Genomic DNA, 13,818 nt, shown 5'->3' with positions numbered 1-13,818 from the left:
AATTCTGCACTTGGCTCAGAAAACTTGCGTTTACTGAGCCTTCATTAAACAGGTTTTTATTTTTTCTCAACTTCGTAAGGAAGCTGTTGTTTATAGACGTCCCAATTGTTGACGATTTCATGAACGACTTTACTGCCAACAATGTGCGCGGTTTCAAGGGATAAACCCAAACCTTCGTAACTTTCGCCTTCACTGGTCAAACTTTCCACCGCAGTTTTTCCTGGCTCAGGAATGGTAAAGTTACTGGCAGAGCGCATAACCATAAAACGATCGTAGTCAACTTTTCCGGCGCGGTCTAAATAAAACAAAGATTGCGCAGTACCAGTGTCTTCCATCGCAGAGGATACGAATTCACCCTTGCCTTCAGACCAGTAATCCACCCAGCGATTGGCCCACTCATTTAAAATTTCGCCGTGCCAGAATGTCATCGCTGCTAAGTTGTCACCTTTCAATACAAACGGCGGTTTTTGAGCGTTGGGATACTCGGTGAAATGCGCACGAGTTTCTGCGACCGCAGGGTCATCGGGCAAATCGATGTCTTTGGTCATTTCAAATGCCCAATTCGCTAGCTCACCATTAATCTGGAACATTTCGCCCTGATTTGGCGGACGTTTTTCAGGATAAGGTCCGGCACTGAACAGCGGGAAAAAGCCTGTGTCCCAATCTTCGGGAATTTCTCGGGCATCGATTTCGTGGCCGAAATCACCATCGACTAAGTATTCCGCCCAAGCCACCGAACCAATAGAAGCGTCTTCTGGATCGAAACCAGAAATACCTGCAACCAACCAGTACGCGTTGGTGAAATCAAAACGAGGATCTAAGCCCAACGCCATTACCGCAGACGTCGATTTCATGGTACCCATACCGGTGACAATACCCATCACGCCGGTTTCTTCGTTCATGTAAATGTCGTGGAATGACTGTGGGAATTCAAAGCGAGTGTTCAGCCCTTCACGCTCTTTCCACAACTGGAATTCACCTGCGGTATCGCCTGAGTCTTCACCGATTTCAAACATGGTAACAACAACGGCTTTAACTTCGATTGGTGCAGGTGCTTCAACAACAGGGGAAACCACCGCTGGTTCTGCTTGGTCTTTTGAGCCACAGGCCGACAAAATACCGCTGGCAACAATTACCGCTGGCACAAGTGACTTTCGGTGCAATAATTTCACGCAACTATCCTCAGATACTCTAGATTGATAAACTTAAAAACCAACCAATTGGTCAATATTTTGCTGTTTGCAATGCAAACTGCGTCCCAACAGTGTAAAGGAACCCGTATTCAACGCCCAAATGACTCGATATAACCTCTTAAATGCACGTATTGACTCGGTTTAGCCAAAGTCGATGACTCAACGCAGGTCATTCATAAAGAAAGCGAATATTGAAAACACAGACATAACCTGAGCTAAACCATTTTGGGGTTAAACAGATTCCTAAGCGTTATTTATGATCGTCTATTGGGATTAATAATTTGGGATCAAAGCATACACGAACATCACTGTGAATAACTCATGAAAAAGTGCCCAATAGAAACCGAAAAGCACCACCAATGCGCATTTTAAATCTCTGATCAGTCAAGACGCACAAAAAAGATTCTAAATTGCTAAAATCTAACCCAACATAAACACAGGCTCTATGAAAGAATTAACTCGCGACTTAATCGGCTACGGACAAACGCCACCCAAACCTAACTGGCCTAATAATGCCCGCATTGCGGTGCAATTTGTCATTAATTACGAGGAAGGTGGCGAAAACTGCATTCTCGATGGTGATCCTGCGTCTGAAAAATTCTTGTCGGAAATCGTCGGTGCCGAAGCCTATCCTGGCCAGCGCCATATGAGTATGGAATCCATCTACGAATACGGCTCGCGAGCCGGTTTCTGGCGATTGCATCGTTTGTTTACCGAACGCAACATGCCGGTTACCGTGTTTGGTGTCGGCCAAGCACTGTTAAAAAATCCCGATGCCGTCGAGGCTATGCTCAAAGCCAACTGGGAAATTGCCTGTCACGGTTTAAAGTGGATTCACTACCAAGACATGAGCCTAGAAGCCGAACGAGAAATGCTCGCCAAAGCAGTAGACGTTCACACTCAGGCAACCGGCAGCCGGCCTCTGGGTTGGTACACTGGCCGCGACAGTCCCAACACCCGCGCATTAGTGGCAGAATACGGCGGTTTTAAATACCACGCAGACTCCTACGCCGACGACTTACCGTATTGGTGTCACGACTTCGACGAACCCCTGCTAACCGTGCCCTACACGCTCGACAGCAACGACATGCGTTTTGCAACGCCTCAAGGATTTAACAGCGGCGATCAATTTTTTGCGTACTTAAAAGACAGTTTTGATTTTCTTTACGAAGAAGGCGAACATGCCCCCAAAATGTTAAGCGTGGGCCTCCATTGTCGATTGGTAGGTCGACCTGGACGAGCAATGGCATTGAAGCGATTTTTGGATTATGTGCAAAGTCACAGTAACGTTTGGGTGTGCACCCGATTAGAGATTGCCGAACACTGGCATAAACACCACAGCTCAAAACCGTAATGTATTGATAGAGATATTTGATTAAACCCAAAATAACTTTTTAACATTCATTTCATAACCTGATATGACCATGAAAAAAATAAATCTGGCTGAGAAATTCAGCAATTTTGAAGAACAATGGACGCCAAAAATAATCGCCGAGTCTAACGGTCAGTTGGTAAAACTGGCCAAAGGCAGCGGTGAACTTATTTGGCATGCGCACAAAAATGAAGATGAATTATTTTTGGTGGTTAAAGGCAAACTCACGATTAAACTTCGACAAGAAAATTCTGAACTAGAAGCCATTGAATTGAACCCAGGGGAATTATTCGTAGTTCCCAAAGGCGTTGAACATTGCCCCATCGCCGAAGATGATACCCACTTTTTAATGATTGAACCGGCAAGCACGGAACACACTGGCGAGCACAAAACCGACGTTACCGTTGCTCAAGAAAACCAAGCATGGATTTAATGTTGTGCTTATTTCCAACTCTATAAAATATCTATCTGAGAAAAACCAAAAAACTAAGAATTAAAAGAAAGAAGAAAATTAAGAGAAAAAATCTGAGAAAACAAACCTAAAAAATCATCCATTAATAACTCCTAAATTTGAAAGGCAAACTTATGTCACACCATATCAACCCTATCAGCATTATTTTAGGTGCGTTACTTTTGATTTCACAACAAACTGCGTTTTCAGAAACCTCACAGACACCATTTTCTTCCGATGAATCGGCGACAACCACTATGACTGACGTATCCGAAAATGATTTATCGATCCAAGCACTGGTAAAAACGCTTAATTTAGAGCCGCATATTGAAGGCGGTTATTATCGTAGAACCTACCAAGCAGACCACCGAGATAAACTCAACACAGCAGAGGGTGAGCGATTTTTGCTGACCTCTATTTATTATCTTCTAACACAGGATTCCGCCGTTGGCCATTGGCACCACAATAAATCCGACATCATTCACTATTATCATCTCGGTTCGCCAATCACTTATTACCTGATTCACGAAAACGGCGAACTCGAAGTGGTTCGAATGGGCAACAATCCGTTAGCGGGGGAACAGCTCCAACTTGTTGTTAAAGGCGGCACTTGGAAAGCATCGCATTTAGAAACCGGCAACTACGGATTAATCAGCGAAGCAGTCGCACCGGGTTTTGACTTTAAAGACATGTCGTTAGGGGTAAAACAAGAATTGTTGGCACAATTCCCTCAACACGCAGACGTTATCAATCAGTTCAGTAAACATTAAACAAGGTTTTGCAGTGAAGTATTTTCGATCTCTATGTTCAACATTAAAATTTACGGCCTCCGCGCTGGGTATTTCTTTTTTGGCCGCCTCAAATCACAGCCACGCCAAAGAGTCTGTAGATTTCATTGTATCCGGTGATTACGTTGTCACCATGAACGAAGAACAATTGTTGATTAACCAAGGTTCTGTGGCAATCGCGGGCAATACCATTGTTGCCGTTGATGAGCAGTCGGTTATTAGCGAAAAATACACTGCGACGCATTACATTGACGGCACCAATAAAATTGTCATGCCAGGGTTGATTAATGCGCACACCCATACTGCTATGACATTGTTTCGAGGAATGTCTGACGATTTGGAATTAATGGCGTGGTTAACGAAGTACGTTTTTCCATTTGAAAACGAATTTGTATCGCCAGAATTTGTGAAAGTCGGTGCAGAATTGGCGTGTTATGAATTAATTAAAACCGGCACAACCACCATCGTAGATATGTATTTTTATCCTGAAGTTATCGCTCAGGTAATGGTCGATTGCGGTATGAGAGCAATTTTAACCGCACCCATGATCGATTACCCAAGTCCAGGGTTTAAAGGCTGGGATGATTCTTTTGCCGCTGGAGTAAAATACGTCAATACCTGGAAAGACAAACATCCGCGTATCATCCCTGGATTTGGCCCACACGCGCCCTACACCATCAAACCTGAAAACCTACAAGAAGTTGGCGAAGCCGCTCGCAAGCTGAGTGTGCCCATTTCAATCCATATTGCAGAGACCCGCAATGAAAAAGCAATTATTGAAGAACGCTACCAAAACACACCCGTTTCACACGTGTTGGCAATGCTGGGAGACAATTGGATTATCGGCGCACACATGGTTCACCCTGAAACCAACGAATACAATAAAATTCGCACGTCTAAACTAGGGGCCATTCACAACCCAACCTCCAACGCAAAACTCAGTTCGGGATTATCGCCTGTACCTGAAATGCTGGCCGCTGGCGTGAACGTTGGTTTAGGCACCGATGGCGCCGCCAGTAATAATGATCTGGATTTATTTCAAGAAATTCGCATGGCTGCTTTAATGCAGAAACTGGTTTCCTACGACCCCACCAAGTTACCAGCCATCGATTCCGTTAAGCTAGCAACCAGCAGCGGCGCGAAAGCCATTCGAATGGAGCAAAAAATTGGGCAGTTAAAATCAGGGCTGGCCGCTGACATGATTCAAATCGATATTAGCGATGTGAAATCACGACCTATTTACGACGTTTTTTCGCACTTAACCTACGTTATTAATTCTGACCAAGTGGTAACCAGCATTATTGACGGTAACATTGTTATGGAAAACGGCGAAGTCGTTAACATCGATGCAGCTAAGCTGTTACCCAAAGTTGAACACTATTCGAAAGCCATCGCTAAAAAAATAGCTGAGGTTAAGGCACAACCGTAAATTCCAATTCAATGCCTCAACGATAAAAAGAATCCCAGTTCAGGATTCTTTTTGTCGGCACTGATATTAGCGCTTACATTGATACCTTTATAAAAAGCACTTTTACATTGAGTACTTTTATATTAAACCTAATAATATAAAACCTAAAAAGCCTCTAATTAACCCATTACCGGGGTTAATAACTCTCGAATAAAAGCTTCAAATAAAAAGATTCAAAGCTCTTATCTACAACTCGCGCAAATCGCCTTCACTCAAACCCGCCATCAGTGGCAACACAGCACAACGTTCGTTCTGAAACGTTTTAACTTTGAGACGTGCTTGCCTCTTCTGACTTTTTAATTTCTTTACGAACGTGTTGAATAATGTGTTTCAACGCGTAGCCCAATACAACACAAGTGGCTAATACAGTGATAATACCGGCAATAATAACATCGTCTAAATACATGTGATTTCTCCTAAGGCTATTTATATTAATTTCGGGGAGACCGTGCGTTTAAAATACGTGGAAAAATTCATTCAAACCGGCGTGAAGCAAAGTGCGTCTTCAGAAGTTTGTTTCCATTTCGTGATAACTTTACGACCCGTTCAGCCGTTTGCTCTTGATTCATATCAACCCAAAATTCTAAGAGAACTATAGAGTTGCTCCTTGGTTGATCCAGGCCAAATTGAAGAGACTGATTTGCTTTTTAGTTAACAAACCAGAACCAAATGTCTGATGAAGATTGAGCAATAAAAACGTTTTGGTGAAATTAACAACGATCAAAACTAATGAAAGAGAACTCGGGTTTATGCCTGCACACACTTCTACAAATTCAGACTTGTTAACTAGACTTGAATCGTTTCAGTCGCGCCTGTCTCCCTATCCGCCAATAGAAACGTTTAGCGAACTGGATTTTTCCCACGAAGCGTTATCAGAGTACCTAAATTTCAGCCAGACTCCCGCCATTAATATACACATCCCGTTTTGCAAAGAATTATGCAATTTTTGCAACTGCAATATTGTCGTGACACGACAATACGGGCTGGCGGCGCAATACGCCGAATTTTTACGGCAAGAAATACAATGGTATCGCGACGCATTAAAAGCACAGAACAAAGAATTTCCGGCACCCAATCAACTTTATGTCGGTGGAGGAACGCCCACATTTTTACTGGCCGACGATTTGCGTCGTGTCATGCTGGCCGTTGAAGGCGCCTTTGGAACCAATAAATCAATCGATCGCGATTACTGCATAGAAGTTGATCCACGCAATGTCGATCACGAAATCATTTCACTGCTAAAAAGCCTGGGCTTTAATCGCCTGCATTTTGGCTTTGAAGATTTTAGCAACGACGTTCAACAAGCCATTAATCGCAAATACTCGTTTGAGCGCATCAAACAATCGGCGTCCATCGCAAGGGCTCAGGGAATTCATTCGATCAGTATCGACATGACCTATGGTTTACCAGAACAGTCGGTTATTACTTTTTCCAACAGCTTGAAGCAAATTCTGCGACTGGCGCCATCGCGTATTGTCTTACAGCGATATTCCCACAATCCAAAGATCTTCAAATCTCAGCAATCGATTGACAGCGACACCTTACCGTCAGAGAAAGCCATCCAAGACATGCAAGAATTTGCGGTCAGCCATCTCAAGGAAATTGGCTTTCACGCCGTTGGCAGCAATTGCTTTGTCCACAATGAAGACCCGCTATCGGACGCGACCAAAAAAGGACGCATTCACTGGACCTATCGCGGCTACAGCAAAGAGCCGTCAGATACTGTGTTGGGCTTTGGTTTATCGGCCGTATCAACAACGCCGTCAGCAATTTGGCAAAACCAGCTCAGTTTGAGAAACTACACCAAGCAGGTTCGCACACAAGGTCACGCGGTATACCGTGGCACAGCGTTGAGTTTGGACGACCAGATTCGTCGCGATATCACCTTAAAATTGCTGTGCAATGAAGAAATCGACAAAGAAGCTTTTCAGGCACGCTGGAAACAAAATTTTGATACTTACTTTGCCAACGAACTTGAAACCATTCAGGAAACTTTTGGTAAACAGTTATTGATCAATAACGATCACGAACTAAAATTGACAACCTCCGGCCAGTGGGTTGCCAACCAGTTAGCAACCGTTTTCCAAGGTCATTGGCAAACCCACAATACCTAGCTGTATTGAACAAAAATTTCAGCTAGATGGAATATAAAATTATCTGAATATTTCAAATCGGTAAAACAAAATATTCTTAATTTAATATTAGTAATACAAGCTTTACGCTCAGTGGCTTAACCGGTAGGTTAGTCAATTTAACCAAAACGGCTAAAACAAAATACTGGTGATAATACTGACAGTATTACTGGGTTATTACCTGCAGGGTATGCCTGATAGAAACCCAACAACAGCAAGAACAAACGGAAACCTAAGAACAAAAAATAGCAGCTATGCAATTTTGCTTTTACCAAAGTCTAGGTTTTTATCAGGCAGGTGCTGAGCAAACATTTATATTTTATGATTTGATCTTGCTTTATAAGCACGATAGATAAACGCTAATCGCGTTAATACGATTAGCGATATATGCAGATTAAGAAGTTTGTCGAGATCCGCCAGTCAGTACACAGATCGTTCCACAACGATGAAAATTTTGACGACAAGTTGTTGAATATCAAGGCAACAACCTAGTAATTTAGTAAGACAATATGGATTAAATTTCGAATAATTCGTTAATACGGTCGACCAATAAAGGTGAATACCGTATATTTCTAATTCGTAGATTTAAAACTATGCACACCCGGTACACCCAGAAATTTTTACCGGGCAAATTTCGGTAGGAAGGCCCTCATGACTGTTACCTCATACGTTCGTTGCAGCAATTGCGCAGTAAGTAAATTTTGTCTGCCTCATACGTTGTCCAGTGAAGATATCGGACAGCTCGAAGGCGTCGTGCAGCAAAAACGAGTGCTCCATGCAGGGGAAACGCTGTACCACACTGGCGACCATTTCGAAGGTTTATTCGCCATCAGCTCTGGTAGCTTCAAATCTGTTGTTATCGCCACTAACGGCGACAGCCAAATTACTGAGTTTTCATTTCCGGGTGAAATACTCGGATTTGACGCCTATCACGGCAAAACACACAACAGTTTCGCCGAAGCACTAGAAACCAGCAGTGTATGCTTCTTACCGCAAGCGCAATTAGACCTGCTTTCTCAGAAAGTACCGGCACTTCAGCAACAGCTCTACAATCTGTTTTCCGCTGAAATCCAAAGCAACAATGAATTCCTATTAATGATGGGTAAACGCTCCGCAGAAGACCGTTTGGCCGCGTTATTGATCAATATTTCGAGCCGTTATTCACAACGCGGGTATTCAGCTACCCATTTCAGACTTTCCATGTCTCGCACCGATATCGCCAACTATTTAGGGCTCACCATTGAGACCGTCAGCCGCCTAATACGCCGCTTCCAAAAGGAAGGCCTTATCGAAGTATCACAGCGCGACATCACCATTATCGATCTGGTTGGCTTGAGTGAACTTGCAGGTACTCACTGTACCTACGAGGAACACGTACTTGATGCCTCATCTGGCACCGCTTAATAAAACCTTGATCAAAAGAGTTCTATGGATCAAAAGAGTCTCTAATTAAAACAACTTCAAATTAACGCTGTTTTTGCGATAAACATTTCTTTTGCGGCTATTATTTGGCAGTAAAAGTATTTCGCAGTAAAAAAGTCGGAAATTGAGGCAAACTGAAAGATCCGCAAAAGCCCAAACAAGAGCCACCATCAGCGATTCTCAAATAACTGACGGTGGCTTGCCTCAAACACCACAATTTAAAAACATCCGTATTAATAATTACCGCATTGAGATGATATCAACTGTTATCTAACAGGTTGCCGCTGTTGATGCCGGTTGAAATTCACGTTCCCCACCAAAAAGCAACACATCCCTGTGCTGGACTCTCCAAAGTAGTGGATTCAGTTAATCTCAATTTTCCTTTGTTCTGAGCTAGACTCAGTAAGCTTGGGAGCTTTAATAAGCAAAACGCCATCGACCAAACTGGCAGAAATATCACTCTCCTGCACTGCAGCCCCTAAGCTAAACGTACGCGTAAAGCTGCCTGCCCTTCTCTCCCTTCGAATAACTTTTCCATCTTGCTCTTCGGAATTTTCGCTTTCCATTTTTGCGTCCAGAGAGAGAACACCATTGTGTAACTGAATGTGAATGTCTTCTTTTTTTACTCCAGGCAAATCGGCCTTGATTTCGTAGTGATTATCCTTTTCAACAATATCAACCCGAGGCATAAATACAGAGTCACTCGGATTGTGTACGTGAGGAGCAAAAAAATTATCGTAAAAGTTGTCAAAATCGAAAAATGAATGACGAGGAATAAGGCTCATAATTCAATCTCCTATTGTCTGCATTAAAAATTAACAGAATTTTCTTAATAATTAATAATCAACAAATAATGATAAACAACAATTTCAAATAACGTCTCACTAATTTCAAGTACACTGTATTACGCCAAGAAAAATCCACATTGAGGTAAGTCAAGAATAAAATTTAATTATTAGTTTAATAAAAAACACACCAAAACGAAAAAAGCGCACTTAATCTAAATCAAATGCGCTTTTAACCTAAAGGAGCCAGCTTTTAATATTACTTCAAATTAACCTTGAAGTAAGTTATCTGCAGCTTCATCCCATATCTTTTCAGAGTCTTGAGTATTGTGCTTTAAAAAATTAGGATTAAAAGGAACCGGATGGAATTTCTGATATTCATCAAGCACATTTTTCCAAACATCCTTAATGGCTCGACGCACCAATATACTTCTTGGGCTATTTTGAAATAATTTAAGCTGAACATCTTTCGTAGGAAAGATAGATCGATCATCCCTCAACAACGGCTCAACGAACGGCAGCGACTTGGGAACTGGATTGGCGTAGCGGTTGTTATTGGTATTTTTCGCGGCTATTTCTGGGCGAGTTAAAAAGTCGATAAATGCGTGTGCAATATCGGTATTTTCAGATAACACAGGGATCGATAACATATCTACCCAACGGAATGTTCCTTCTTTCGGCAAAACATAACGCAGCTTAAGATTACTGTTTTCTGCCTTCGCGTCTTTTATTGCCTTAGCAATATCACCACTCCAACCAACAGCAACGCAGATTTTTCCAGACGATAAATTATCAAGAAATTCTTTTGAATCAAAAACATTCACATGCTGAGCAAGCTTTTTAAGATAGCTTTCTGCGCTTTTTTTATAATCACTTACGTTTGATGAGTTGGGATCTTTTTTAAGATAGTTAAGTACAAGGGAAGTCATCTGAGTGGATTCTTCCAAAAAAGAAACACCACACGCACTGAGTTTTTTAAGGTTTTCAGGTTTGAAAATCAAATCCCAAGAATCGATGGGAGCTTTACTGCCTAGAACACCTCGAACCATCGTTTCATTATAACCGATACCCAACGTTCCCCACATATAAGGAATACCGTGTGTATTCTCGATATCTAAGGTTGAAACACTGGACATAAAATCGGGATCAAGGCCGTCGTAGTTACGGATTTTTTGACGATCAATCGGTTGAAACAAACCTTGCTTTGACTGAGCCGCCATAAAATTTAAAGAAGAAACAACAACATCGTACTTGTTGCCACCGCGCAGGATTTTTTCTTCTACCTCAGAACTGGAATCGTACGTATCGTAGATAACGTCAACACCTGTTTCTTTTTCAAATGCCTCAATCACACCGTCGCCAATGTAACCACTCCAATTATAAACTCGAAGAGTTTTTGATTCTTCTTGAGCAGAAACAATTTGGCTTGAAATCGAAGCCACAATAACGGCCAATAAACCTAACATCCTCATTGGGTTAACTCTCCATACCACAAATTCTTATTTTACATTGTAAAAATGATGGATCAGTAACTGCAAAGCGTGCTAACACTAAAATGATTTTATTATCTTCAATAAAAACTGACACTCAACCAAGACACTGTTTTTCTTATAACTGATTAAATGACAATAGACTGAACGACAATAAATTGTTGGCAGCAGCGCTTAAAGTTACCCTATTTATCAATAACGCTTACACACGGTATAGGAACCAACTCTAACGAATATTATTAAACGCGCAACGCTTCTTTTATTTATTCTTGTAAATAAATAGCAAAAAAAACCTTTAGACCAATTATTTGTATTTTATAGATTCTTAAGTAGTAACTCTTTTCCACTAATACTTAAGGCGCACATGAAAAAACACTCAAACATTTGAGCTTTTTAATTTAACGCACAAGCGTTTTAACTTTAAAAACAAAAGTTAAAATTCAGAGAAAAATGCATTTAATTGCAAAGATGGTAGAAGAAAGGGAAACAACAAAAAGAAAAATGAGACAATTAACGATAAATCGATCGTTGATCAAACCCAAAACGGGGTAATAACCTCTTGGATTTGATTCAACATAACCTGTATCACACTTGTTCAGATAAAGAGCACTCACCAACTCTCACTTAAAAGTGCATCAGCACTCGCCACACATAGATTGAGTCATTAAACGACCAACGTCTTTTGCGGGCAAGTTTTGAGCGAGCAACCAGTGCAACTTAGTAAAAGCCGCCTCCAATGTTAGATCAGCACCGCCAATAACACCCATTTGATTAAATATCGCGCCTGATGAGTACGCACCTTGAACAACAGGCCCGCGATGGCACTGACTTAAATTCACAATAACAACACCCGACTCAATAGCCCGTTCGAATTCTTCCATCAACGCAACATTGCGATCCGGGGGGTTGCCGACTCCGTAGTTTAATAAGATTAATCCACGCAAATTGGGCGTAAGCAACGACTGAATGGTTCTCGCCTGCAGTCCCGGATAAATCGGTAAAATCACCACAGCTTCGGGATCAAATTCGGGGATGACCGGATTGAATTTCCCCGCAGGCATAAACAACTCTTCTCGCAGCTGGAAATAAATACCGATGTCTCCCAGCGCGGGAAAGTCTGGCGAATCAAAGGCATTAAAAGACGTACTATGAACCTTAGATGCGCGGTTACCACGCAACAGCTTGCCATCAAAGTAAATCACAACTTCGCAGAGCGTTTGATTGGCAGCCAACATAATACTGGTGACAACATTACTCAGTGCATCGCTTCTGGGTTGCACCAGCGGTATTTGCGAGCCCGTTACCACCACAGGGCGATCTAACCCCTGGAGCATAAATGAAAGCGCCGAGGCGGTGTATGCCATGGTGTCGGTGCCGTGCAAGACAACAAAGCCATCGTATTCTTGCCAATAATGGTTTATTTGCTGAGCGATAAAACGCCAATCTGAGGTCTGTAGATTCGAGCTGTCAATTAAATCATCAAACTCAATAATATCGAATTCAGGCAACTGAGCCGTCGAATCAGCCAATTGCCGACGAAATCGCTCATCAAATCCCGCAGACGGGACATACCCCGCGTCCGACGGCACCATACCGACCGTACCGCCGGTGTACAAAATAAGAATACGTTTGGTCATGTTTATGCCTAAATTACAATGAGCCTAATGTCTGCGTGGATAATCAATGATGACACGAGTAATAACTACCGCCATTTATCGTCAATACCCATGAGCAAATGTCATCCATGAGCAACTGTCGCGATTGGTATACGCCCCCATTACACGGCTGCACATAATACTCTATTGTTTGTGGTCGCCAAAACAAGCTTGATAATTGAGCATCCAGCACCGCGACTGGCAAGTTTGCTCAACCCATCGCAGGGCTTATGGATCAATGAGACACCACCGGCGACTCACGCACTAAATAACGATATCTGAAAACTAGAATTAGAGGGAAAGATGTTGGATATAAAAACAACGGAAGATTTAATCAATTACCTAAATACAGGGCACCAAGTTAAGTATGTATTTTTTTGGGGCCACCAAACCGCCAAATCAAAAGTGACAAAAAGCTGCTTTAGCCAATGGTACGAGGCTCCATTTAAGGTCGGCAATAAGCGTTTTATGACCGCAGAGCATTATATGATGTATCAAAAAGCCGTACTGTTTGAAGATCACTCAGCAGCAAATCAGATATTGTCAGCTGACAAACCGGGGAAGGTTAAAGCCATCGGCCGCCAAGTAAAGGGGTTCGACCAAACCATTTGGGAGCGAGAGTGTTTCAGTATTGTTGTTGAGGGCAACCTCGCTAAATTTAACAGCAACCAAGAGCTGAAAAAGTTTATTGTTGGTACTGGTGATAGAGTTCTTGTAGAAGCGAGCCCAGTTGATAAAATTTGGGGAATAGGCTTGTCACAAGACGATCCAAAGTGCGAAGACCCTAACCTTTGGCGAGGTAAAAATTTACTGGGTTTCGCACTAATGGAAGTGCGCAACCAATTAATTTAATAAATTTATAAAACCATAGAAAATTGAAAATAAAAATTCAATTTATTCTACTTAAATAAAAGTTAGACTCTGTGTCTAGCAATTAAAGAAAATAATTACACCTAATATAATTAGGGATTATGCCTCTAGCAACTCACTTTTACACGCTTGAGGCATCGATCAAAAAATAACTTTTCATTGAGGTTCCTCTTCACTAGTAATTTTTTCATT

Annotated in this window: 12 protein-coding genes; 7 read left to right on the top strand and 5 right to left on the bottom strand. The window is 42.0% G+C overall.

Annotated elements, in window-relative coordinates; all coding sequences use genetic code 11:
- Nucleotides 1-56: 56 nt before the first annotated feature.
- Complete coding sequence (locus LU361_RS09810) at nucleotides 57-1,172, bottom strand: purine nucleoside permease (protein ID WP_233088665.1); 1,116 nt, start codon at nucleotides 1,170-1,172, stop codon at nucleotides 57-59.
- Nucleotides 1,173-1,638: 466 nt separating this feature from the next.
- Between LU361_RS09810 and puuE the strand changes: the two genes are divergently transcribed.
- The 4 genes from puuE to LU361_RS09790 all read left to right on the top strand — a co-directional run bounded on the left by puuE (nucleotide 1,639) and on the right by LU361_RS09790 (nucleotide 5,233).
- The gene (gene puuE, locus LU361_RS09805) at nucleotides 1,639-2,547 is read left to right on the top strand and encodes an allantoinase PuuE (protein WP_233088664.1); all 909 of its coding nucleotides are present in this window, start codon (nucleotides 1,639-1,641) and stop codon (nucleotides 2,545-2,547) included.
- Nucleotides 2,548-2,617: 70 nt separating this feature from the next.
- A complete protein-coding gene (locus LU361_RS09800; protein WP_233088663.1) occupies nucleotides 2,618-2,998 on the top strand; it encodes a cupin domain-containing protein in 381 nt (126 codons plus the stop codon).
- Nucleotides 2,999-3,150: 152 nt separating this feature from the next.
- The gene (locus LU361_RS09795) at nucleotides 3,151-3,786 is read left to right on the top strand and encodes a cupin domain-containing protein (protein WP_233088662.1); all 636 of its coding nucleotides are present in this window, start codon (nucleotides 3,151-3,153) and stop codon (nucleotides 3,784-3,786) included.
- A gap of 79 nt (nucleotides 3,787-3,865) precedes the next feature.
- Complete coding sequence (locus LU361_RS09790; RefSeq protein ID WP_233088661.1) at nucleotides 3,866-5,233, top strand: amidohydrolase family protein; 1,368 nt, start codon at nucleotides 3,866-3,868, stop codon at nucleotides 5,231-5,233.
- A gap of 301 nt (nucleotides 5,234-5,534) precedes the next feature.
- On the opposite strand, the gene LU361_RS09785 is transcribed toward LU361_RS09790, so the two are convergent.
- On the bottom strand, nucleotides 5,535-5,678 hold the full coding sequence (locus LU361_RS09785) for a hypothetical protein (protein WP_233088660.1): 144 nt from the start codon (nucleotides 5,676-5,678) through the stop codon (nucleotides 5,535-5,537).
- Nucleotides 5,679-6,021: 343 nt separating this feature from the next.
- On the opposite strand from LU361_RS09785, the gene hemN reads away from it, so the two are divergent.
- The gene (gene hemN, locus LU361_RS09780) at nucleotides 6,022-7,386 is read left to right on the top strand and encodes an oxygen-independent coproporphyrinogen III oxidase (protein WP_233088659.1); all 1,365 of its coding nucleotides are present in this window, start codon (nucleotides 6,022-6,024) and stop codon (nucleotides 7,384-7,386) included.
- A gap of 669 nt (nucleotides 7,387-8,055) precedes the next feature.
- Nucleotides 8,056-8,808 (top strand): fumarate/nitrate reduction transcriptional regulator Fnr, encoded by a 753-nt coding sequence (gene fnr, locus LU361_RS09775; protein ID WP_233088658.1) that lies wholly within the window; start codon nucleotides 8,056-8,058, stop codon nucleotides 8,806-8,808.
- A gap of 380 nt (nucleotides 8,809-9,188) precedes the next feature.
- Here fnr and LU361_RS09770 read toward each other — a convergent pair whose 3' ends face one another.
- The 3 genes from LU361_RS09770 to LU361_RS09760 form a co-directional block, all read right to left on the bottom strand.
- Nucleotides 9,189-9,611 (bottom strand): Hsp20/alpha crystallin family protein, encoded by a 423-nt coding sequence (locus tag LU361_RS09770; RefSeq protein ID WP_233088657.1) that lies wholly within the window; start codon nucleotides 9,609-9,611, stop codon nucleotides 9,189-9,191.
- A gap of 269 nt (nucleotides 9,612-9,880) precedes the next feature.
- A complete protein-coding gene (locus LU361_RS09765; RefSeq protein WP_233088656.1) occupies nucleotides 9,881-11,083 on the bottom strand; it encodes an extracellular solute-binding protein in 1,203 nt (400 codons plus the stop codon).
- Nucleotides 11,084-11,736: 653 nt separating this feature from the next.
- Nucleotides 11,737-12,738: a type I asparaginase gene (locus LU361_RS09760; protein ID WP_233088655.1), complete on the bottom strand. Its 1,002-nt coding sequence runs from the start codon at nucleotides 12,736-12,738 to the stop codon at nucleotides 11,737-11,739.
- A gap of 321 nt (nucleotides 12,739-13,059) precedes the next feature.
- On the opposite strand from LU361_RS09760, the gene ybiA reads away from it, so the two are divergent.
- Nucleotides 13,060-13,608, top strand: a complete 549-nt coding sequence (gene ybiA / locus LU361_RS09755) for a riboflavin biosynthesis intermediates N-glycosidase (protein ID WP_233088654.1) — start codon at nucleotides 13,060-13,062, stop codon at nucleotides 13,606-13,608.
- The last annotated feature ends 210 nt before the right edge of the window (nucleotides 13,609-13,818 follow it).

The organism is Sessilibacter corallicola (assembly GCF_021290925.1).
Classification (GTDB): domain Bacteria; phylum Pseudomonadota; class Gammaproteobacteria; order Pseudomonadales; family Cellvibrionaceae; genus Sessilibacter; species Sessilibacter corallicola.
This window is presented reverse-complemented; position numbering and strand designations above follow the sequence as displayed.